Annotated in this window: 22 protein-coding genes; 5 read left to right on the top strand and 17 right to left on the bottom strand. The window is 65.0% G+C overall.

Going from position 1 to position 21,366, the window contains the following annotated elements:
• Positions 1-281: 281 nt before the first annotated feature.
• Both SLQ31_RS15015 and SLQ31_RS15010 read left to right on the top strand, forming a co-directional pair.
• A complete protein-coding gene (locus SLQ31_RS15015) occupies positions 282-1,373 on the top strand; it encodes a TIGR03857 family LLM class F420-dependent oxidoreductase (RefSeq protein ID WP_319433906.1) in 1,092 nt (363 codons plus the stop codon).
• 182 nt (positions 1,374-1,555) lie between these two features.
• Positions 1,556-2,065, top strand: coding sequence for a TetR/AcrR family transcriptional regulator (locus tag SLQ31_RS15010; RefSeq protein WP_319433904.1), 510 nt, complete (start codon positions 1,556-1,558; stop codon positions 2,063-2,065).
• A 3-nt stretch (positions 2,066-2,068) separates the two neighbouring features.
• Here the strand turns inward: SLQ31_RS15010 and SLQ31_RS15005 are convergent, their stop codons facing one another.
• The 7 genes from SLQ31_RS15005 to SLQ31_RS14975 all read right to left on the bottom strand — a co-directional run bounded on the left by SLQ31_RS15005 (position 2,069) and on the right by SLQ31_RS14975 (position 8,506).
• Positions 2,069-2,872: a DUF1906 domain-containing protein gene (locus SLQ31_RS15005; RefSeq protein ID WP_319433902.1), complete on the bottom strand. Its 804-nt coding sequence runs from the start codon at positions 2,870-2,872 to the stop codon at positions 2,069-2,071.
• A gap of 78 nt (positions 2,873-2,950) precedes the next feature.
• Positions 2,951-3,352 (bottom strand): type II toxin-antitoxin system VapC family toxin, encoded by a 402-nt coding sequence (locus SLQ31_RS15000; RefSeq protein WP_319433900.1) that lies wholly within the window; start codon positions 3,350-3,352, stop codon positions 2,951-2,953.
• 16 nt (positions 3,353-3,368) lie between these two features.
• Positions 3,369-3,812, bottom strand: a complete 444-nt coding sequence (locus tag SLQ31_RS14995; RefSeq protein WP_319433898.1) for a thiol-disulfide oxidoreductase DCC family protein — start codon at positions 3,810-3,812, stop codon at positions 3,369-3,371.
• Between the two features lie 65 nt (positions 3,813-3,877).
• The gene (locus tag SLQ31_RS14990; RefSeq protein WP_319433897.1) at positions 3,878-5,902 is read right to left on the bottom strand and encodes a hypothetical protein; all 2,025 of its coding nucleotides are present in this window, start codon (positions 5,900-5,902) and stop codon (positions 3,878-3,880) included.
• Between the two features lie 454 nt (positions 5,903-6,356).
• Positions 6,357-6,512: a hypothetical protein gene (locus SLQ31_RS14985; RefSeq protein ID WP_319433896.1), complete on the bottom strand. Its 156-nt coding sequence runs from the start codon at positions 6,510-6,512 to the stop codon at positions 6,357-6,359.
• Between the two features lie 98 nt (positions 6,513-6,610).
• Positions 6,611-7,813, bottom strand: coding sequence for a hypothetical protein (locus tag SLQ31_RS14980; protein WP_319433895.1), 1,203 nt, complete (start codon positions 7,811-7,813; stop codon positions 6,611-6,613).
• Positions 7,814-8,218: 405 nt separating this feature from the next.
• Complete coding sequence (locus SLQ31_RS14975; protein WP_319433893.1) at positions 8,219-8,506, bottom strand: DUF1905 domain-containing protein; 288 nt, start codon at positions 8,504-8,506, stop codon at positions 8,219-8,221.
• Between the two features lie 311 nt (positions 8,507-8,817).
• Between SLQ31_RS14975 and glsA the strand changes: the two genes are divergently transcribed.
• Positions 8,818-9,831: a glutaminase A gene (glsA, locus tag SLQ31_RS14970; RefSeq protein ID WP_319433891.1), complete on the top strand. Its 1,014-nt coding sequence runs from the start codon at positions 8,818-8,820 to the stop codon at positions 9,829-9,831.
• Here the strand turns inward: glsA and SLQ31_RS14965 are convergent.
• The 5 genes from SLQ31_RS14965 to SLQ31_RS14945 all read right to left on the bottom strand — a co-directional run bounded on the left by SLQ31_RS14965 (position 9,824) and on the right by SLQ31_RS14945 (position 15,835).
• Positions 9,824-11,962 (bottom strand): DNA gyrase subunit A, encoded by a 2,139-nt coding sequence (locus tag SLQ31_RS14965; protein ID WP_319433889.1) that lies wholly within the window; start codon positions 11,960-11,962, stop codon positions 9,824-9,826. The genes glsA and SLQ31_RS14965 overlap by 8 nt on opposite strands.
• A 12-nt stretch (positions 11,963-11,974) precedes the next feature.
• The gene (locus tag SLQ31_RS14960; RefSeq protein WP_319433887.1) at positions 11,975-14,008 is read right to left on the bottom strand and encodes a toprim domain-containing protein; all 2,034 of its coding nucleotides are present in this window, start codon (positions 14,006-14,008) and stop codon (positions 11,975-11,977) included.
• Positions 14,009-14,158: 150 nt separating this feature from the next.
• The gene (locus SLQ31_RS14955) at positions 14,159-14,641 is read right to left on the bottom strand and encodes an SRPBCC family protein (RefSeq protein WP_319433885.1); all 483 of its coding nucleotides are present in this window, start codon (positions 14,639-14,641) and stop codon (positions 14,159-14,161) included.
• A 76-nt stretch (positions 14,642-14,717) separates the two neighbouring features.
• On the bottom strand, positions 14,718-15,410 hold the full coding sequence (locus tag SLQ31_RS14950) for a helix-turn-helix transcriptional regulator (RefSeq protein ID WP_319433883.1): 693 nt from the start codon (positions 15,408-15,410) through the stop codon (positions 14,718-14,720).
• A 20-nt stretch (positions 15,411-15,430) separates the two neighbouring features.
• On the bottom strand, positions 15,431-15,835 hold the full coding sequence (locus SLQ31_RS14945; RefSeq protein ID WP_319433881.1) for a nuclear transport factor 2 family protein: 405 nt from the start codon (positions 15,833-15,835) through the stop codon (positions 15,431-15,433).
• A 200-nt stretch (positions 15,836-16,035) separates the two neighbouring features.
• Here SLQ31_RS14945 and SLQ31_RS14940 point away from each other — a divergent pair, with 200 nt between their 5' ends.
• Positions 16,036-16,476, top strand: a complete 441-nt coding sequence (locus tag SLQ31_RS14940; RefSeq protein ID WP_319433879.1) for a hypothetical protein — start codon at positions 16,036-16,038, stop codon at positions 16,474-16,476.
• Between the two features lie 29 nt (positions 16,477-16,505).
• Here SLQ31_RS14940 and SLQ31_RS14935 read toward each other — a convergent pair whose 3' ends face one another.
• Positions 16,506-16,775: a metal-sensitive transcriptional regulator gene (locus SLQ31_RS14935; RefSeq protein ID WP_319433877.1), complete on the bottom strand. Its 270-nt coding sequence runs from the start codon at positions 16,773-16,775 to the stop codon at positions 16,506-16,508.
• Between the two features lie 72 nt (positions 16,776-16,847).
• Positions 16,848-17,717, bottom strand: a complete 870-nt coding sequence (locus SLQ31_RS14930) for a sulfite exporter TauE/SafE family protein (RefSeq protein ID WP_319433875.1) — start codon at positions 17,715-17,717, stop codon at positions 16,848-16,850.
• 202 nt (positions 17,718-17,919) lie between these two features.
• Here SLQ31_RS14930 and SLQ31_RS14925 point away from each other — a divergent pair, with 202 nt between their 5' ends.
• Positions 17,920-19,299 carry an MBL fold metallo-hydrolase gene (locus tag SLQ31_RS14925; RefSeq protein ID WP_319433873.1) on the top strand — a complete coding sequence of 460 codons (1,380 nt, stop codon included), beginning with the start codon at positions 17,920-17,922 and terminating at the stop codon, positions 19,297-19,299.
• A gap of 180 nt (positions 19,300-19,479) precedes the next feature.
• On the opposite strand, the gene SLQ31_RS14920 is transcribed toward SLQ31_RS14925, so the two are convergent.
• Genes SLQ31_RS14920 through SLQ31_RS14910 form a run of 3 tightly spaced genes read right to left on the bottom strand, consistent with a single transcriptional unit; the run spans position 19,480 to position 21,363 of the window.
• On the bottom strand, positions 19,480-20,325 hold the full coding sequence (locus SLQ31_RS14920; RefSeq protein WP_319433870.1) for a class I SAM-dependent methyltransferase: 846 nt from the start codon (positions 20,323-20,325) through the stop codon (positions 19,480-19,482).
• A gap of 46 nt (positions 20,326-20,371) precedes the next feature.
• On the bottom strand, positions 20,372-21,112 hold the full coding sequence (locus SLQ31_RS14915) for a DUF6390 family protein (RefSeq protein WP_319433868.1): 741 nt from the start codon (positions 21,110-21,112) through the stop codon (positions 20,372-20,374).
• On the bottom strand, positions 21,109-21,363 hold the full coding sequence (locus SLQ31_RS14910) for a HypC/HybG/HupF family hydrogenase formation chaperone (RefSeq protein ID WP_319433867.1): 255 nt from the start codon (positions 21,361-21,363) through the stop codon (positions 21,109-21,111). The genes SLQ31_RS14915 and SLQ31_RS14910 overlap by 4 nt, the downstream gene beginning before the upstream one ends.
• Between the last annotated feature and the right edge of the window lie 3 nt (positions 21,364-21,366).

Below are 21,366 nucleotides of genomic sequence, written 5' to 3'. Positions count from 1 at the left end.
TGGATGAGGAGCCCGAACTACTCGGGGCCGCGTTCGCCACTCCTGTTGCACCCCAGAGCAATCCGAACATCAGGACCGGTACGAAAGCTACGTTGGTCGCTCGTTGCCTAGATTTCACGCTGCGCCTTCCCGTGTAGTCCCAACGTAGGACGATCAGCTAGCAAGTAGCTCGACGAGGCGTATCGGTGGGCTGTGAGAACTCACAAGTTATTGAGAAGGTTCATTGACAATTGCCGTCTCGGCGGTGAGAGTGCTAGACGTCCACCGCACGGAAGGCAATCATGAGCACTAGCGGCCAGCTCAACGAACTCGGCTATTACGCCGTGACCAGGCACCCTGCAGATGTCCGGGTGGTCCTCCCTGAGGCTCGCACGGCGGAGGCGCTCGGTTTGGGTTCCTGCCACATCGGTGAACGGTTCACTGTCAAGGACGCGGGCGTGCTGTCCGGCGCACTCGCAGGTTGCAGCACGACCCTGGGCATCGCCCCGTCGACGAACTATCAGACCCGCCATCCCACCGTCACTGCGACAGTCGGATCAACGATGCACGCGCTGACGGAGGGCCGGTTCGCCATGGCGTTCGGACGCGGAATGGCGGCCTACTGGCAGGCGATCGGTCTTCCAGTGGTGACCGAGGCTCGGCTACGCGACTTCTTCACGATCCTGCGACGGCTTTGGGGCGGCGAAACGATCATCGACCACGACGGCCCAGCAGGGAAGTGGCCGCTGCTGCGCCACGTGAGCGGATTGGCCGACGGACCACCCATCGGGTTGGTCGCGGTTGGCCCCAAGACCATGGAACTCGCGGGTGAGATCGGCGATTTCGTTGTGCTGCATACCTTTTTCTCCGATGAGGCAACGACGGCGTCAGTGGCTGCGGTGCGCCGGGGAGCCGAACGCGCGGGCAAGGATCCCGACAGCGTCCGGATCTGGGCGTGCCTGGCGACAGTTCCCGACGCGTTGCCGCCGGAAGACCAGCTGCGTCGTGGGGTCGGCCGGCTGGCGACGTACTTGCAGGCCTACCCAGACGTGCTGGTGTCTGCCAACGGCTGGGATCGGTCGACGTGGGACGGCATCCGGCAGTCCGAGCTATTCACCGACGCGGCAACCGCTGGACCCATCGATGCCAGCGCGTCGGTCGATACGCTGAAGCGAATCGCCGAATTGATCCCCGCCGATTGGCTGGATTCGGTGGCCAAGGGATCGCCGCAGGACTGCGCGAAAACCATTGCTCGACAATACGATTTGGGCGTGCACTCGGTCATCATGCACGGCGCCAGTCCGCACGAGCTCGCACCCGTCGTTCAGGCATACCGGGACGCGCGCCCGCCGCTGCGTCGGGCTGTAGCGGCGAATCCGGGGAGGTTCGCCTGACCAGATCTGACAGATCAGCCGCCGCGCAGGCCGATCGCGCTCGGGAACAGTGGGAAGCCACGGTTCCCTCCGAGGTAACCCAGTCGGCGGCGGGCACCCGGCTGAACAAGCGCGGCCTCCAGACCCGTGCGCGTCTGCTCGACGTCGCTATCCGCTGCCTGGCCGATAGCGGAGGCGAGCCGGTGTCGGCCAACCGCATCGCCAAAGACGCGGAGGTCACCTGGGGAACGGTGCAACATCAATTCGGCGACCTCGACGGCCTGTGGGTAGCAGTGATCACCGAGATCCATTCCCGCAGTTGGAGTTCTAATCCGGATACCCGGCCGACGCGCACCCCCACGTTGCGCGAACGGGTGGACGCTGTCATCGATTCAGTCTGGAACTATCTGGACACCACCGAGGGGCGGGCGCTCACGGCGCTGCGTACCTCGTTGCCGGCACGCCGTTCCGATATCGCGGTCGAATATCCGCGAACGGCTGCCGCATTTGCGGCTCGCGAACTCGACTGGATTCAGGGCTTCGACTACCTGATGGACGGGCTCGACCTCGATCCGGAGAAGTTGTACCGCGTCCGGTGTCTACTGCCCGCCGCGATCCGGGGCCTGAGCAACGAACGACAGATCGGCTTCACCTCGGATCTCGAGATTGCCCGTGCGACGTTGGCCGATGCGGTGGTGGCGCTGCTGGCCTAGCGGTCAGCGATGCAGATTCCACTGGCCGACATCGGAGGCCAGGACGTCGTTGACATCGACTTCGAGTCCGCCGACCAGCGGGCCCGGATTCGACGCCGTGGCCACCACGCGCTGGTAGAGAACGGCACCGGGGTGGACCCGATTGCCGGACCAGGCTTTGGTCTGCCAGGCCCACCAGCGCCCAGGCGTGCTCGACTTCCCGATAACACCGTCGACCGCGGCCCACTCACACGCATCGATGCCCGCATAGATCCCCGTGCGCTGGACCCCGAGCACCGAATTGATTCCGCGAAACCACTGCAGCGCAACGCGGCTCCACGTGTCGCGGTTGATGTCCTCATCGATGGTGAAGAAGATCGGTGCACTCTGGCCGCCGCCCGCCGCGGTATGCAGCTGCCAGGCCGTGCGCGCGTCGGCAATCCCACCGGCATAGCCGCGCAGAAAGTCCGACGGCGCCGTCCCTCCTGGCTTGCCGTATTGGTAGTTGCTCACGATCACCAAGCCCGCGGCGGTCAGTGACTGGGCGTAGGGCAAAGTGATCGGCTTGGCGCCAAACGTCGAGCCAGGACGCGACATGGACACGTAGTTGACCACCCCGGAGTGGCCGGCAGCGCGGATGTCCTGCGCGGGGATCTGTTTGGCGGCGAAATCGATCAGCGTGGGAGGCGCGGCGGCCGCCGCCGTGGGCGTGCCGGAACCCAACGACGCCGCACCCAGACCGGCCAACGCCGTGGCGTAGCGCAGCGCGTCACGCCGGGTAACCGGACGTGATCGCCGGAGGCCGGCAGTCGGGGGCCAATCGTGCATCGCGTGATGTTAACGATGTGACTGCTGGTATCAGTGTTCCCACGCTGGTCGTGTCCGGTCTGAGTTCGGACCGTTACGTTATGGCCGCAAAATATCGGCGGGGGAGACGGTTTCGACGAAGGCGCGCGCCGCAGCGGCGAGTTCCGTGTCCGCGGTGGCCAGCGCATCCGCCTGAAGCTGCGTCAAGGCGATGTACTCGGCCCGATAGGTGTCCGGCCAGTTCAGCTTGGTGGCTATGCGCCAGGCGTGGTCCTGCAGGGATCGGTCACCGAGGAGCCGGATCCGCAGTCCACGGAAATCGTCGAGAATCGTCCGGCCGGCGCGTTCATCGATCTCGCCGCGGCGCACCGATCCATACACGAGGGCGAGCACCTGCGAGCGCATCAGCGTGGGAGCCACCAGGCTGTGCTCCGGCGGAATAGTGGCCCCGCCAGCGGCGAGGTCGATGGCCACCTGCGCATCGATGACGAATGTTGTCATACCGCTGCCTAACTCGTCAGCCGGAGGCGGTATCGAGGAATCGGCTTCGGACTTCGGCTGACGGAATTGGACAGGTGTCGTGCCGGCCGCCGATGCGATAGCGCACAGCTGCGAACCGGTCGTAAAGCCAATCGCGCACCGGTGGCGGGATCACATATGCCGCCAACGTCAGTCGCCACCAGCCACCGAGGTATCTGGCGACCTGCAACAGCGCCGCAGAACGGATGTACACCACCTCGTCCGGTTGTCCAGGGTTGCGAACGTAGACGACGGAATCCAGACCGACCAGTTCCGGGTGGCGAGAGGTGGTCGCGCGGGCGAAGTCACTGTCGAGGGCAGCGAACCGCATGGATCCGTCGTGATCGGATCGAAGGATGGTGCGCACGGCGCTGTTACACACACCGCATACACCGTCGTACAGCAAAACCGGTGCGCTCGGCGGCCTCTGTGTCGGCTCCATCAGACTCAACCTCCTGCAGACAGGCTATCGCTCCCTTCCGGTCGTACACCGCCGCAGGAGTGTCGTCATCGACACATTGGCATTGAGCACTTGGACGCCGGCGGTGCAGGCGCCGAATGCTGCTCAGGCGCAGGGCGCGGGGCAGGAGCGGGCGCCTCGTGTGCTGGCGGTGCCTCTCGGGCGGGTTGCTCCGGCGCCCGCGGCGCAGGAGCTTGGTGGACGGGTGCTTGCCGGACCGGCGCCTGGGGCGCCGGAGCCTCCTGCGCGGGTTGTTGCGGTGCGGCCCGCTGCTGGGGTGGCTTTTCTTGCGCCGGTGTCGTTGTGCGGTCGCGCAATTCCGGTGCCCGCGGCACCTGATTGGCCTGGTGCGGCGTCGAGTCCTCGGGTGCAGGAGCCACCACCGGGGCAGGGAGGGTCGCCGGTATTGGGTCGGCCGGCGGGGCCGCCGCGGGATTCGGCGAGTCAGCCTTGGGCGGGATCGCCGTCCGTCCCGAGGACGGATTGGGACCCCGTCCCGGCGTTGTATTGGCCGGTGCGGGCTCGGATCTTCCTTGCGGTTGGCCGACTTTCGGCGGGGTGTAAGCCGGCACGGGCGAAAGCTTGGGCGCGGTGAACCCGGGAGACACTTTCGACGGCGGCGCTGCCGGTGCGGGTGCCGTCAAAGCCGGTGGTGCCATGGATGGTTGGTGGCCCGGCGCAGGTGTGGCAAGCCGCTGCATGGCTGGCGACACCGGCTGCAACCCGGTCGGGATGGTGACCCGCGGAGCGAGCTCCCGAGTGAAGTCGCGGGTGGATTTGCTCGCGAGGTCCTTCACTGACGGTCCCGAATTCGTCACCTTGTCGGTGGAGATGAATTGTGTCAGTGAGGCATTCAGGTTCACCACCGGAGACGAGGCGCGCACGTCGACGTCGGTGATCGACTTACTAGTCGGCAGCGGTGCCCAGTCGCGGTTGCGTGGATTGTGCCAGTCCCGGTTCATGTTCCAGTTCTGGTACTGGTTCGGGTTGAATCCGTGGGCCTGGTCCCACTGCGTGCGGTGGTAAACCGGGTCGTTGTTCTGGAACTTCCACTGGTAGTACTGCTCGTACGGGTGGTGGCCGTTGTACCAGTTCTGATCGCGGGGATCACCGAGGTGATCACGGCGTTGGCCCCAGTCGTTGCGGCCGTCGCGATCCCAGCCGTTTCGGTCGTAGCCGGCCCAGTTATAGCCACCCCAGTTGTAGCCGCGGTGGTCATAGCCCCACCTGTCATAGCCCCAGCGGTCGTAGCCCCATCGGTCGAAGCCGAGGAAGTCGTAGCCGTACTGGTTGTAGCCGCTGAGGTCGTAGTTGTACCAGTTGCCGGGGTTGTATCCGTAGAGCTGTCCCCAGGACGGGTCGAAGTAACCCAGGTCTTGGAGGTTCGGTGTCAGCGGCGGCGCGTAGGGCTGCGGCCAGTCGCCCAAAGGGGCGTCCGGAACACCTGGCGGTGGCGGGACGAAGTCGTCAGGTCCGACGGTCCCCGACTCATCCGAGATCGGGTATCCCCAGCTGGGTGCGGTCGCGCTCGTCAGCGCCACATCCGGTAACTGCGATGGATCGCCCAGGTCGGCGACCGGAGGTGGTGCAGGCAGCGCGGGAAGTTGTTGCACCGAATCGGGTGTGTTCTGCAGAAGTTCTTGCGTCAGTTGCAAATACAGGTTCTGCAGGCTGGCCTGCTCAGGCGACGGCGACAGGTAGTCCAAGTCCTGTTTGGCGTGATTGAGTGAGGTTCGAGCGCCGGTCAGCTGATCGGGTGTCGGTTGCTGCCCGCTGCCGAGGATGTCCTGTGCCTGCTTCAGATCGTTGACGACGGCGGCCAGAGCGACATCTTGTGAGTGCTCGGGAAAGATCGCCTTCTCGGCACCCCAGAGAGTGCCTCCTGGCGAGGTCTCGTACGTTGCGCCCAGGACACCCGCGACGAGTACCACGACCAATCCGGCCGCGGCGGCCCGCTTGCCGCGGCGCGAGCGGGGGATGAGCCTGCGCCACCCCGACGGCGGGTCGGGCTCCGCCGCCTCGGCGAACTGCAGAATGTTCTCGCGAACGGGTGGGGGACTGAGAGTCGTCATGCCGACCTCCTGACAACGACCAAAAGCCGTGGTTGCGTCGCTCCCGACCACGCGATATTCGATGCTTAAGTGGTGGTCGACCCAGGCCTCTCGGCCTGCCCGCCGCGCTTACTAAGCACAACTAAAATCTACGCGGACTTGCCCAGCACACCCGGCGCCGCGACCGAACTCTTATCAAGCCACAGCTCGCACATAGGGACGCACAGGAAGTGGGCCAGGGATCGAAGAGCCCAATCGGCGCCGGCCCCGAGGCCGGCGCCGATTGAACGCCCATTATTGGTTGTCGTGTGAATGATCCTGGATCAGCACGCCCCGTCATCCTCTGCTTGCATCTGCGCGGGATGCGGCGCGGTTGCTGACGCCAGATGCCACAGCACCAAACATGCTTAGTCACACGGCCATTCGGCGCCAGGGCAATTCAGCTAGTTACGCCCGCATTGTTCGTTGCGCGGCGCTAAAACCAGACTTTTCGGCCGCCAACGGGGCGCCCGACTGCGCCCAAAATCCACAAGACGACGCCGACTAACACGAGGATGCCGCCGATGGTGTACAGGATCGAGATGCCAGTGAAGTAGCCGATCAGGAGGAGGACGATGCCAAGAACAATCATGATCAATCCGATCCGTATGGGGCAGTTGATGCACTGCCGTACACGGGAGAATTACCGGGTTGGTCAGTTTCAAACCAGTTTCCGTTGGCCGAACCGTACTACGGCGTGATCAACTGCCCCGCTTGTGAGGCCGCGACCTTTAGTTGAGGAATCGTCAAGTCTTCGTACGCAAGCACGGGACCCATCGTCGCCCCGAGCCACGGCACCACACCGGGATCGAGGCTGACTCCCAGGTTGTAGGCCTGCATACCCGGCAGATGGTGCTCGAAGAAATTGCCGAAGAAGTCGGCCAGGAAGATGGCATCTCCGATAGGACCAGTGCCCCAGAGTGCCGAGGAATTGAGCAGCGGCGCGATGGCATCCGGGTTGCCGATCAACACGATCGAGCCGTAGTGGGGTTTACTTCCCCCTCCCGCCTGATAGGCGGGCATGAAGGGTTGCAACCCCGGCAGATCGGTGGCCAGGTATGCCGCCGGATCGCCGTACGTCTCGATGTTCACAAACCCCGAGTCAGCGCCATTGCCGGCCACGACCGTGTTGATACCGGGACTCTCGAATCCGATGCCGCTCAGGCCCGCCTGCTGTGCGACGTACTCGGCCTCCCACCCGCCCAGCGAATGCCCGGTGACGAAGAGATCGTCGACGCTGTATCCCTGCTCGGCGGCCGCAGCTTCCACCCGTCGCTCGAAGGCCAGCGAGTCGGTGAACGCCTGGGGAGTGGTGTGGGTGACGATCACCTGAGTGTCGGCGATCAGCTGACTGATGGCGATGAGCGGATTGAAGAGCAGGTTGGTGCCGCCCGTCGTGCCCTGATACGCGATGATGATCTGCTGCTGCGGCGTCACCCACACCTGCGCGGATTCACCCGACAGCAGGTTGGTGGATCTCATCGGGACACCGTTGACGGTGAAGGGCTGCAACCCGCCCGGCGTGCCGCCCAGCACGTACTCGGCCGACGCGGCGTTGAGGAACTGCGCCACCGTTGGCGTCTTCGCATCCGTGGGACCGTCGTACGTCTGGTGCAACAGCACCGGCTGCACAGTCGGGATCCTGGACAATCCCGCCGCGTCTTCCAACCTCCGGAATGCTGCGAACAACGCGTCGTCAAGCGGGGCAAAGTTGAACGGGCTCTTCGGGCCCGTGGCGGAGATGGTGAAGCCCAGCGTTTGCAGCACGGCGTTGATGACGCGGCCCGGGAGGGCAGCGATTTGGGCGATCGGCGACACCGGCCCAGGGGGGCTTGGTGTTGCCGACGTGGTGGGCGCGGCAACCTTGACTTGCGCCGCAGTCGTGGCTGCCACCCTTGGGTACGTGAGAATCGCATTCGGCTGGGCGCCAACGGATTTCCGACCGTCAGAAGCACCGGACACCGACCCTGCGGGCGGTACGACTCCCGCCTGCTTGCTCTGCGGACGATGTCCACTCGTCGCCCTTTTGGGTCCGGCGGAGGATTGTTTCGAACCCGGATGACCAACACTGTGGTTCGACGAATCGGAATGGCCGTCGTCGGCCCACGCCACGGTGTGCCCAGTCGCGGCGGCGAGTCCTACACCGAGCGCCACCGTGGCCAACCCGAAACGACGCATCAGCATCGATGTCCCCTTGGTCTTCCGCCGTCGTTGCTATCCGTCGTCGCAACATATGACAGCGCGCGATGTCAGTCTCGACAATCTCGAAGAAACTGTAGGCAGTGGGACAGGTCTTGGTTACTGGCCGACTCGCAGCCGGACCCGCACGGCATCGCCGTCGTCGATACCTTCGGGACGGCGTATCGCCAGCTTCAGCGGTACCAGATATCCGCCGTCCTTCGGGATCAGTGATGTCGTCACCTCGGTGTCACCAATCCGTACCCGGGCGGGGATGACACCCCAGCCGTAGGTCAGCTCGCCGAGGTTGGCGCGCAGGAAGTCGTCGACGTGCGGGGGCGTGGCGACGAAGAAGTACGGGGCAGGACCACGCCACTGGAACACCTCGGCCTCGAACTCCCAATCCACGTCGTCCACAGTAAGGCCAGCGCAGCGGGATCGTGTGCCGCCGTGGGAGTCTGGCCGGCGTGCTGCCGGGGGTAGGCCGTTGGAGATCCAGCTGTTCGAATGGGCGTCGCAAGAGGCGGTGGACCGCTATATGGCTGATCCGCGCCGGACCGCATTGTCCGTGGATCGTGAGCAAGCCGTCGCACGCACTGAAATCGTCCCTGTGCAGCCCAGCTGATTGGCACGGCCGTCTTCCAGACACTAGGTGCGATGGTGCCTAGGCTTCGTCGTGTCCGCTTCTTGGCGGCTCGGCACGGGAAGGGGGCCTGGAGGTGGATGTCCGGGTCGGCGACGTCACGCAACACGCCTACACGGGGAACTTGCCAGCGCGGTCCGAGGTGCAATCGTTGGTCGAGGCCGCGTACCAACGCTGCAAGTCGGACTCTGACGGGGCGGTCGCCGATTACATTCCGGTGTTGGCGCAGGCCGATCCGGCCTGGTTCGCGGTTTGTGTCGTCGAGACAGATGGTGGCGTGCACTCCGCGGGTGACATCGGCGTCGAGTTCTCCATTCAGTCGATTTCCAAGGCGTTCGTGTATGCGCTGGTCTGCGAGGCATACGGCCACGAGGTAGTGGCCGATCGGATCGGAGTGAACAACACTGGCCTGCCGTTCAATTCGGTGATCGCCATCGAGCTCAACGAGGGCCACCCGATGAATCCGATGGTCAACGCCGGCGCCATCGCAACGACCGCGCTGGTACCCGGAAGCACTCCAGATGAGCAGTGGGACACCATCGTGGCGGGGCTATCGGAGTTCGCGGGCCGGTCCCTCGAGCTCGATCAGGCGGTGTACCAATCGGAATCAGAGACCAACCAACGCAACCGCGCCATTGCACGACTGCTGGAAAGCTATGGACGCATCGAAAAGGATCCGCTGGCCGTCGTCGACGTCTACACCCGGCAGTGTGCGTTACGCGTAACCGCTGCGGACTTGGCGGTGATGGGTGCAACCCTGGCCGACGGTGGAGTCAACCCGCTCACCGGGCGACGCGTGGTATCGGCGGGGGTATGCCGCGACACGCTGGCAATCCTGGCGGCCAACGGCGCTTACGAGCGTTCCGGGGAATGGCTTTTCGAGATCGGCCTGCCCGGCAAATCCGGGGTGGCCGGCGGCCTGGTCACGATCGCACCCGGCAAGGCGGGCATTGGCACCTACTCACCACCCCTGGACGTGGCGGGCAACAGCGTGCGTGGACAGCGCGCCACGGCCTACCTGTCCCGCGTGCTCGGGCTGAATATCTTCGCGTCCGAGCCGCATCCGCTGGGGGCCCGGCCGACTATGTAGCGGGTGTTATGTCGCTGCCGGAGCCTTTGACCGATGCCTTGGCGCGTTTCTGTGCCGGCACGGCCTTCTTACCGCGGATGAACCCGGCGGGGGAGACCGCTGCCGCAAGCAGCGCAGTCTCGCCGTTGACGAACGGATGGAAGCCGACGCCGGCGCCGCCGCGGCCCTTGACCGGGATGTCGGCGACTTCGGTTACCTTCCAGCCCTTTTCGGATATCGACAGAATGGCCTCACCGTTCTCACACGTGAGGGGCAAGGCGGCAATCACTTCGTCGCCGTCGGCCGCCAACTTCACTCCGGCAACACCGTTGCCCGCCGCGCCTTGTGGGTTCACCGCGGCGGGGTCGATTCGCAACACCTTCCCGCGTCGCGTCACCAAGGCAAGATGCGATCCGGGCGCGAGCACCCCCGACCGCACCAGCCCGGTGATGTCCGGCGCCACCGGAATGTCACGGATCTTGTAGGGCAGACCGCTGCCGGTGGTGAACTTGATTCGCCCGTCGGTCCACACCGCCCAGCCCAGTCCCGAGGTCAGCAGCTCGCCGTGACTGTCGGAGAACACGCCGCGATCGTCAAGTCGCCACGCGGCGTTGGACTTACGCTCACGGACGCCGTCTTCGTCGGTACTCGATGCGGTCGGGGTGGCGTCGAAGTCCAGCACCGTGCGACGGTCGAATTCGGCGCCTTTGAACAGTTTCGCGGTCTCGACGAGCTCGCTGTCGATGACCACCCGACGCGCATCGGGATTCGACACCAATTCGGTCAGCTCGAGGAATTCGGCGTCCAGCTTCTCGGCCTCCGCCCGCAGCTCGATGACGTCGAGCTTCGTCAGACGCCGAAGTTGCAGAGCCAGAACATAATCCGCCTGTACGGCATCGATCCCGAATCGCTCCTGCAGCCCGGTGCGTGCTTCATCGACGGTGTCGGATCCGCGGATGACCGCGACGGCAGCATCAATGTCGAGGTGGATCTGCATCAGGCCGGTCACCAGGTGACGCCGGTCGGTGACCTTGTCTAGCCGATACTCGCTGCGCCGCAACACCACCGAATCGCGCAGATGCAGGAAAGCGCCGATCAGTTCCCGCACCGACCACCAGCGCGGCACCCGGTCCTCATCGAGCGCGACCAGACTGGCGGCAAACGTGCCCTCCAGCGGCGTCAGGGCGAGCAGCTGCTCACGGATCGTTTCGGCATCGTGGCCGCGTTTGGCGGTGACCACGATGCGCAGCCCGTTGCGGCGGTCGGTCAGGTCCGACATGTCTGCCACCCCGGACATCTCGCCCGACTCGACGAGGGCCCGGATCCTTTCCTGCACGGTGTTACTCGCGACACCGGGTGGCAGCTCGGTGACGATGACGTTTTTTCCCTCGACCGACACCGTGCCACGCACCGTGAACTGGCCGCGCCCGGTGGTGATGTACTCCCGCAACCCGGTCGCGCCGACCACGGTGGCGCCGCAGCCCCAATCAGGGCCGGGAATGAGTTTCACCAACCGGTCGTCGGTCATGTTCGGGGTCTTCAGCAGTGCCCGGCAGGCGGCCATGATCTCGCGCGGGTTGTGTGCGGGCACCTTGGTGGCCCAGCCTTCGGCGATGCCGACCGCACCGTTGCAGAGCAACACCGGCCACTGGGCGGGCAACATTGTCGGCTCGATCCACTCGCCGTCGAAGGTCGAGACCATCGGCACGGCATGGTCGGCAAGCTCGGCGGTCAGTGCCGCACCCGGTGCCGACAGCCGCATCTCGGTGTAGCGGTCAGCGGCAGGGATGTCGCCTTGGATGCGGGGGAAAGCGCCTTGCCCGTCAATGACTTTCACGCGCTGGAACTCGGCGGCCATCAACGCGGCTGCCCCGTACATCGAGGCGCCGCCGTGCGGGTGCAGGTTGCCGGTGACGGCCGAGCAGACCTTGGAGGACTTCTGCGGCTTGTTGCCGGGCAGCAATCTGGAGTCGTACATCTGGTACAGCAGGCGGCGTTGGCCCGGCTTGAGTCCGTCGAAGGCGGACGGGATGGCACGGTCGCTGACGCTGTAGAGCGCGAAGGTCAGCTGGTAGTGGTTCCAGTAGTCGTCGGCGCTCTGGTCGAGGACCAGGTCGGGATTCTGCTCAGGAAGGTCCAGTGTGGCGGTCAATGTACTTTCTTCCTAGTCGAGGTCGAGCGCCGAGATGTCCACGCGGGAGGCGATATCGGCCATCCACGTGCGCCGGCCCTCTGGCGGCCCACCGAACAGGGTGTGGTGCAGCTTCGGGTCGCCGTCATCGAGGTGCACCCGAATCACGGTGCGCCGCTGAGGATCCAGCACGGTATTCCAGAAGTCGTCGGCGTCCATCTCGCCGAGGCCCTTGTTCCGCTGCACCTCGACCTTGCGCTTGGAGGTGGCCTTCATCTGAGCCACCGCGGCATCACGTTCGGACTCGTCCTGGCAGTAGATCCGCTGCTGACCGTCCTTGACCACGAACAGTGGCGGCAAGGTCACGTAAACCATGCCGGCCTTGACGAGCGGCCGATAGAAGTCCAGGAACATCGAGATGAGGCTCGAGTTGATGTTGCCGCCATCGGGGTCGGCGTCGGAGGCGAACAAGATCCGGTCGTACCGGCACGACTCCGGATCACAGTTGTCCCGCACTCCACACCCCAGGATCCGTTCGATCGAATCGAACTCGTCCTTGACCCGCGCCTTGCTCACAGTGAAGCCATAGACGTTGGGCGGCTTGCCTTTCAGCGGGAAGGCCGCCTGGAAGGTGGCATCGCGCGCCGCCTTGATGGTGCCCAGCGCTGAATCGCCCTCGCACAGAAACAGCTCCGCACCGGACCCGCGGCCACTTTCCCGGCTGGGCAGCAGCTTCGGCGGCAAGGACAGATTCGTTCCTAGTCCCTTGGCCTTCGACGCCGCCCGCGATCGAGCCTTGGCACCCTCGGCGCTGCGCCGCGCCCTGGCGGCCTCCAGTGCCAGCTGCGTCCACCGCGACACCGCGTCACTGTTGCCGGGGTTGGCCGCCCAGATCGTGACGCTGCGTGCCACATCCGGGGCCATCGCGACGTTCAGTGAGCGCGACGACACCGCAGTCTTGGCCTGCGAGTCCCAGGACACATCGGGCGCGCGAGTGTCCACAGCAAGCGCGGTCACCGCCGCAAAATCCTGCGCCTCCGGGCCGTCTTCGCCTTTGGCCAGGCCCAGGTCGCGGATGCGGGACGCACGGTCAGCCAGTGCTTCGGATAGGCCCTTCACGGCGGCGGTCAGGTGGGATCCCCCGCCGGGGGTGCGCACAGTGTTGCAGAACGCCGCGACCGTGGCCGGTTCGGCGGGCCCGGCAGTCAGGGACCAGCGGAATGGGGTAGGGCCACGGCCGGTCGTGTACTCGCCGCGGCCCTCCACCACGGCACGCACGCCGGGGACGGGAGTGCCGACGGCGGCGCACATGAGGTCCAGGAGAGTCTCGCTGCCCCAGGGGCCGTTGAACGGTTCGAGCAGTTCAGGCCGGACGACGTCGCCAGGCCAGCCCTCGTCGACGACAATCAGGTGGACCCCAGGGGACATCCGCGCAGCGGCGTGCGCCCGGAGCAGGACCTCGTTGATGTCGACGGTCGAATCCGGCACCACGACTGGGTCGAACAGGATGCGCACCGTGGTGCCGTGGGCATCGGGTTTGCGATTGCCGGCGCCACGGAGCTTCTGCGTGTCGGCGCGGGTGAACGGCGCGTCCGGGTCAAAATCCTTGCCGTCGAACACCCCGGGGTAGCCGCCGCCGAAACTCTGCAGGTAGGTCTTGCCGGCCCGGCGCACCGTCACGTCTGTTCGCGCGGAGATGAAAACCGCTGCGGCAGCGCCGATTCCGTTCAGTCCGGCACCTGTGCTGGTGGCGTCGGTGTGTACGGAGAATTTGCCGCCCGCCCGGGCCGTCCCCAGCGTTTTGACGATGCCGTTCTTCCCGTTCACCGGGTCGGAGTCGATGGGCAGGCCACGGCCGTCGTCGGCGACGCTGACCGAGCCGTCGGCGTGCAAGGTGATGGTGACGCACGTCCCACCGTGGCTGGGTTCGGCGACTTCCTCGATCGCGTTGTCGACGATCTCGCGCAGCGCGGTGTTGAGCACGTCCAGCCCGAGGTTGACCGCGGGGCGCAGGCGCGTGTGCTGGACATCGTCGAGTTCGGTGATGTCAGCCGCGGTGTAACTCACTGCTCGTCCTTCGTCGTCAAGGCCGGGGGACGGGAGGACCGAAACGCAGGCCCCGCCGGCTACCCACTCGGCAAGCACGGGTGTGCCGCCGAAAGGATAGTCGCTAGGCCAGACATCTTTGCGAAGCCTCGGCGGTGTGCGAGCAGACTTCTAGGTTGACGACAGGGGATAGCCTCGGCGCACGGCCCGGTCGAGGATGCCCAACGTCGCGCGCAGTGCCGGCTCGCCGACGATCGGGAAGATCTTCGCGTCGCGCCAATGCTGATCGATATCGGACCAGTCGTAGAACGACGTGACCTCCGTACCGTCAGCCGAGGGCTCTAGCCGGTAGCCGTACACGTGCCCGATGTTCGGCTTCAGTTGGCCGAAGATCGTCCACGCGATCAGCCGGTCCTGTTCGAACTGCGTGATCGATACCGTGACGTCGTACTTGCCCAACGGATAATCGTTGAGCGATTCGCGGTCCATGTGCACGACGAAGCTGTCGCCTTGGGCATGGACCGACTGCCCGTCTGCGTCCTGCAGCATGCCGGTGGCGTCAATCGCGACGTGACCTTGCGGATCGCAGAGCACCGCGAAGATGTCCGCGGCAGGCGCGGGGATGATTCGTTGAACCTCGATACGTTCGCTCACCGATACATCCTGGCGCACGGATGTGAACTTCGACGAGTTTCGTCGGCAGCGTGGGTGTCCGGTCTCAGTCGGGCTGTCACCCGAGCCGTCGAGTGCGCCACCGCGAGAGATCCGCATCCAGCACCGCCGAATCGCGTTCGGGGAACACCTCTCCAGTCATCTCCAGGTGTCGAACGCGGTCGAGGTGAAATCCGCGGATGCCCTCGCGCAGCCGACACCATCCCACGAACATCCACGAATCACCTCCGCGCAGCAGACCCATCGCCTCCACGTCACGGGTGGTGTGGGTCTCGCCGTCCTCGGAGGTGTAGTCCAATCGCACGACTCGGCGCGCGGCGATCGCCTCGGGAATCAACGAGACCGCCGCCTCGGGCGGCGACTGGGCGTCGATGACGAATATCGACGCCAACGCCTCGTCGACCGGCGCGAGTTGATCCTCCCGGCTGATCGCGAGAACTTTCGCGCGCGCCCGACGCGCCGCCGCACCATACGGCGAGTTCTCCAGCAAGCCAAGCCCCGCGAGCACCGCGAGTGACTCCGGCACCGTGAGATTCAGCGGTGGCAGGGAATGCTCCCGCAGGATCGAATACCCGCCCGACGCCCCGTGGTCGGCATAGATCGGGACCCCCGCGAGCTGCAGGGACTGGATGTCACGCTCAATCGTGCGCTTGGAGACCTCGAATTCTTCGGAGAGCCGAGCGGCCGACAACGGCCGGCGTGATCCGCGCAGCAGATCCACCAGCGCGTACAACCGCTCGGCTCTCCTCATGACTGTGAGTCTCCCCGGTCTCAGGTGAGGTGCGGGCGCGTCCCGGTCGTCGACCACACCTCGCGGATCAACCCATCGTCGGTGAAGTCGAAGACGTCGATCCCGCCCGCGGCAAGCGCCCCATCCTGAACGTTCCACAGCATCCGGCCGTGTACACCGTCCACGGCCCGCTCGACCTCGGTAAAGACCACATCCGGATGCTGCTCGCGATACCGATCCAAGAACCGAGCGAAACTGTCGGCGCCCAGCACGTCGTCGGCCGGGTTCGACCCATCCGGCTCGGAAATCAAGAAGTGAATCCGGAAATCCTCACTGCAGATCCGGCGCGCGATCTCACTGTCCGTGTTCCACATCTCCAACCACAGCCCGAGTGCCGTATCCGCAGCAACCGAGTTCGTATCCATCGTGTTCACGTTTTTGTTCATGACACCAGCATCAGACAGTGTCGCGACAACGGTATGTCGGTATTGGGGGGATACCGGCCGCTAGATACGGGGCGATATCAAGGTGGGTCGACGTTACCTCCATGTAGCGAAATCAACTGTTGCAGCACAGACTGTTTGACGTTCCCGCGCGGGCACATATCTGTCACGTGCCGATAATGAGCGACCCGTAGTGTTGTGTTGTGGTGCCCGACTCGTCCGACGATCTCGACCTTGCATTTCAACTACTGCTGAATCGCGCCCTGACGTGCGGACAGCCGCCGGGCGATGGTTCGACAGTCGGGCGGGCAACCTCTGCAGCGATAAGCATGGTGGCGCGGCATCATCCTGACGCCACTGCTGAGCACATCATTGCTGCCTACGATGCGCACACCGTCGAACAGAGGCAAGGCGCGCACGGATCTGATCCGGCCGAACACCTAGGCGACAACCGCAGTGTGCAAGCGATCGACTACGCGGCGACCGACGCGCTGATTACGCAGCTGACGATCACATATCCGGGAGTAACTCGCGACACCATCGCGGCCATCGTTGAAGAACTCCGAATCACTCTGGCTGACCCACGTTTACGTGGGATCGCGCTATGGCGCCTCGAACACGAGGCCCATCAACGGCTTGCCTAAGCCCACTCTCCCGGCGGCTGACTAACCGATCATGCCAGCGCCATGAATAGCTTTTCCAATTCCGCTTCGGTTAGCGGTTGCTTGCCGTCGGCGGTGTCGCCCGTCAGGCATTCCCGCATGCCGGTGGCAACGATCTTGAACCCTGCTCGATCCAACGCGCGCGACACCGCGGCGAGCTGAGTCACGACATCCTTACAGTCGCGGCCCTGCTCAATCATCGAGATGACACCAGCGAGCTGTCCTTGGGCGCGGCGCAGGCGATTCAGTACTGCCGCGATGCTGTCTTCATCGCCAACCATCACGGTCCTTTCGTCAGTGTTTCAGTGATGACAACTGTACCCACCGGGGTATATGACCACCGATTCCCACGCTCAAGCTGCGGCGGCGGAAGCAGGTTCGCGCCCCAAGATCCGACGTAGCGGACAGTGCCCGTATCTCAAGCAGGCCATTGAGGTTCCGGCGGCGGCGAGCGTCAAGACCGCCGTGCCGGCGCCGACTGTTGGATCGACCTCTTCGGTCAGGATCAGCGAGGCCATGAACAGGACGAACCATCCGAACATGGTGCGCAGCGTGGTGGGGTTGGCGAAAGTCACGAGGCGTCCGCCGACGAGGGCGCCGACTGCCGCGGCGGCGGTGACGACAGCGGCCAATCGCCAGTCGATGTGCTCAGTCGACAGCTGCCCGACGAAGCCTGCGAACGATTGCATCGAGATGATCACCAAAGAGGTGCCCACAGCGACGGGCATGGACAAGCCGCCTAGCAGCGCCAGGGCGGGAACCAGCAGGAAACCGCCACCGGCGCCAACGAGTCCGCTGATCAGGCCGACGACGATGCCGAGGGCTGCGTTCGTGATTACCGGCATGGGCTTGTCGGTAGGAGCGGTGTTCTTGCGTCCGCGCAGCATCGAAAGACCCGCCGCGCCCATGATTACTGCGAACGCAACGAGGAGAACGGTTCCAGGGATGAGCCGGGCCAGCAAGCCCCCGCCGTAGGCACCCGCCATGGCTACCAGACCGAAGGTCACCGCCACTCGCCAGCGCACCCTCCCGGCCCGCGCGTGGGTGATGGCAGCCAGCGCGCTGGTTACCCCGACCACGAACAGCGATGTCGCGATGGCGTGCTTGGGTTCCACGCTTGCCACATAGACGAGCAAGGGCACCGTCAGGATGGATCCGCCTCCGCCAAGCAATCCCAGCGAGATGCCGACCACGACGGCGAGTGCGATTGTCAGGGCGATCATATTCGGCAGGCCCTTTCGACGATGCGGCGGTGACCAAAGCCTCCAAGGTGAATACCACCGGGGGTATATACCAAGCCATGCTAGACATACCCCAGTGGGTATTGTCAAGACGGGAATACGGACAACCCTGCGGGTGCTTGACATACCCATGGGGGTATATGCCAGGATGGCATTGCCGAACAACGAGTAGAGGGCAACGACGATGATTTTCCACCAGTACTACCTGGACTGCCTTTCGCACGCGTCCTATCTGATTGGTGACGAAACCACCGGCCGCGCAGTCGTTGTCGACCCACAACGCGACGTCGCGGAGTATGTGGACGATGCCAAGGACCAGGGCCTGGCCATCGAACTGGTCATCGAGACCCACTTCCACGCCGACTTCCTGTCGGGTCACCTCGAACTAGCGAAGGCGACCGGCGCGCGGATCGTCTACTCCTCGGTCGCTGAGACCGAGTTCGAGTCGATGCGTGTCGCCGACGGCGAACGGTATTCACTGGGCGAGGTGGCGCTGGAGTTTCGCCACACTCCTGGACACACTCCGGAGTCGATGAGCGTGGTGGTCTACGAGCATTCGGGGGATACCGTTCCCTACGGTGTGATGACTGGCGACACGCTGTTCATCGGCGATGTGGGTCGCCCCGACCTGCTGGCCTCGATCGGGTTCAGCCGCGAGGAACTTGCCGACAAGCTCTACGACTCGCTGCACAACAAGCTGATGACGTTGCCGGACGCCACCCGGGTCTATCCGGCCCACGGGGCAGGATCGGCGTGCGGCAAGAATCTGTCGACCGATCTCTGGTCGACGATCGGCGACCAGAAGGCGACCAACTACGCACTGCGGGCTCCCGACAAGGCGACGTTCCTGAACATCGTCACCGAAGGTCAACCGCCCACGCCGGGCTATTTCGCCTACGACGCCATCCTCAATCGCAAGCACCGCGACCTACTGGACGAGACCAAGATGCCGACGCCGATGACCTACGACCAAGCCCGAGTCGCGATCGACGGCGGCGCCGTGCTGGTCGACGGCCGTACCCCCGAGGAGTTCGCCCTAGGGCACCTGCGCAGCGCGATCAACATCGGCCTCAACGGCCGCTACGCCGAGTTCGCCGGCTCGGTACTGCCCGCCGATGTCGACGTTGTCTTGTTCACCGAACCCGGTCAGGAACTCGAAGGGAAGAACCGGCTCGCCCGGATCGGTTTCGACCGGGTGATCGGCTTCGTCGTCGACCCCTACCGAGCGATGCTCGCCCACGAGGACGATGTTGTGATGGCATCGCGGTTGACGGCCAAGGCATTCGACGAGCGCGCCGCACAGATGACGGACCTGCAGATCGTGGACGTCCGTAACCCCGGCGAAGTGGCGGCTGGCTCCATTCCTCATGCGATTGCGATCCCGGTGGGTCAGCTGCCCGCACGGCTGCGCGAGCTCGACGCCGGGAGGCCGACCGTCGTGTACTGCGCCGGCGGCTACCGATCCTCGGTGGCGGCCAGCTTGTTACGGCAGCGCGGCTTCGCCGACGTGAGCGACATCCTGGGCGGTTTCGGTGCCTGGGACGAAGCACACCAGAACGCCTGAGCGACAGGGGGAGTGGCGCACTTTAACCAAGAGCCGCATCCGGGACTGCGACTGAGACGGGCGTCGCAAGTTTGGCGGCGGCCCTAGTTCCCCGCCGTTTGTCGTGCTTGACAGGGGCTTAATCTCTTGAGTGCCTCGGCCGGTGGGCGACGGGCGTGGAAAGGCTTCGCGTACTTACCCTCAGAAGCTGTAACGGACCACTACCGTACCCACCATTCGCGACACGGTCGCGCTCGGTGCCGCGAGCCGAGAGGTCATCCGGACGGCCAGCGGCAACTCTGCGACTTCGGGGGCACGGGTGAGGAAGATCTCTTCGACGAGCTTGAGTCCAGCTGCCCAGCGTTCCGGTTGGCGGGGATCGTTGAATCCGGGATTGAGGACACCGTCGGCGATGGCGGCCAGACCGCGGGTGTGCTTGAGTGCCCAGATGGCGTAGGTGGTGTAGAGGTTGAATGCCAGCTCTCCGCTGGGAAAGTGGCCGATGAGTCGGTTCAGCAAGGTTATGAAGGCTTCCTCGGTGAGAAATGCGTTGAGGCCGTCGGCGACGATGACGGCCGGCCGGTCGGTGGGGATGTCGTCGAGCCAGTCTGGATCGGTTAGATCCGCGCCGAGGCTGTGGGCGTTGGCGGCATGCGGCAGCAGTTGTCGCCGCAGCCCGTCAACCACAGGGAAGTCGATGTCGTACCACCCGACCGTGGGTGGGGGACCGACGCGGAACACCCTGCTGTCTAGGCCCGCGCCCAGATCCACCACGATCGCATTCGGGTGCTGAACGACGAACCGGCGCACCACCTCGTCAAGTCTCTTGGCTCGCACGGCGATGTCGAAAACTTTGGACTTGGCATCCAGCAGCTTGTTGTTCAGTGACGGGAACCTAGCAAGGTCGTAGCCGACGGTAGTGAGGATCTCGTCGGCCATGGTGTCACCGAGAAACGGGCGAGGCAGGCGGCTGTCCAGCGCCCTGCCACCGAGTGTGAGAAATAGGCTCTCCTGCGCCGGCGTGAACGCCGGGAGGGTGATGCTCATCGTGTCAGTCCTCGTTCCTGTTGTGGCGCATGCGCTGTGGTCTCCGCTAGCCGCGCACCCGGTTAACCAGGTTCAGGGTCGAGCGGGTGGCAGCGGCCAGCGCTTCTCGCTCGGGCCCGTCGATGGTGCCGCACACCCAGTCCCAGTGGGCGGTCACCGTCGCACCCAGTGACGGTCGCGGTGCCAGTGACACCCCGTCGTGGCGGCGCCACCGGACCCGTTCCGGCACCGGGTCGCCGAGCACGAGGAGGCCACGGTCGTAGCGGACCGGCGGCGAGGTGATGACGACATGGTCGTCATCGACGGAATCTACGACGCCCCAGCGGATCCGGCAGGACTGCAGAATCCGCAGGGGATGACTGGGATCGGCATCAAGGAAACGCACCCACGGATACACCGCGAACACGTGGAAACTGTGGTGGGCCAACACCTCCGAGTGGCTATCGATAGCGTCGAGCAGACCGGTGGGCTGGCCGGGCAGCGCCGTTCGCAACCGCTCCAGCATGCGGTGCCCGTCCACCCGCGCGAGCAGTGGGCCGCCGACCCAGTAGGCCCGAACCACCTCCTGGTCCAGCGGGTCGTCGCGGCCCGAGGCCGCCGCTATCTGCTCGAGGTAGGGCCAGGCGCCGTCGAAACCCTTGGCATGCCGGTCGATGGCGGCCGGGCCGTGACCGCTGAGCAGCACCGACGAATCGGGTGGCCCGCAGTAGCCCAGCTCGTTGGGCGGAAAGGCATAGCTGGCGAACAACTCCCGGCCGGGGAGTGGCGTTTCGGACACCGCGGTCACGGCTGCCCCTGTTCGTCGAGGCCCGACCCCATCAGCCGGAGGCCGGCCATCGCCTCGTCGGCGCCGGCCCTGTCGGTCTTCTCGACCACGAAACCCATGTGGATGATCACCCAATCGCCTGGGCGGAACGTCTCTTCGGGCAGCATGCCGATGTTGACCTTGCGGTTCTCGCCTGCGACATCGACCAGCGCCAATTGATCACCGTAGCCGTCCAGCATTCTGATCACCTGACCCGGAATTCCCAGGCACATCGC

Origin of the sequence: Mycobacterium sp. RTGN5, assembly GCF_033804465.1 — a bacterium.
GTDB lineage: Bacteria > Actinomycetota > Actinomycetes > Mycobacteriales > Mycobacteriaceae > Mycobacterium.
The sequence above is the reverse complement of the archived record's forward strand: the minus strand, read 5'-3'. Positions and strand labels throughout refer to the sequence as shown.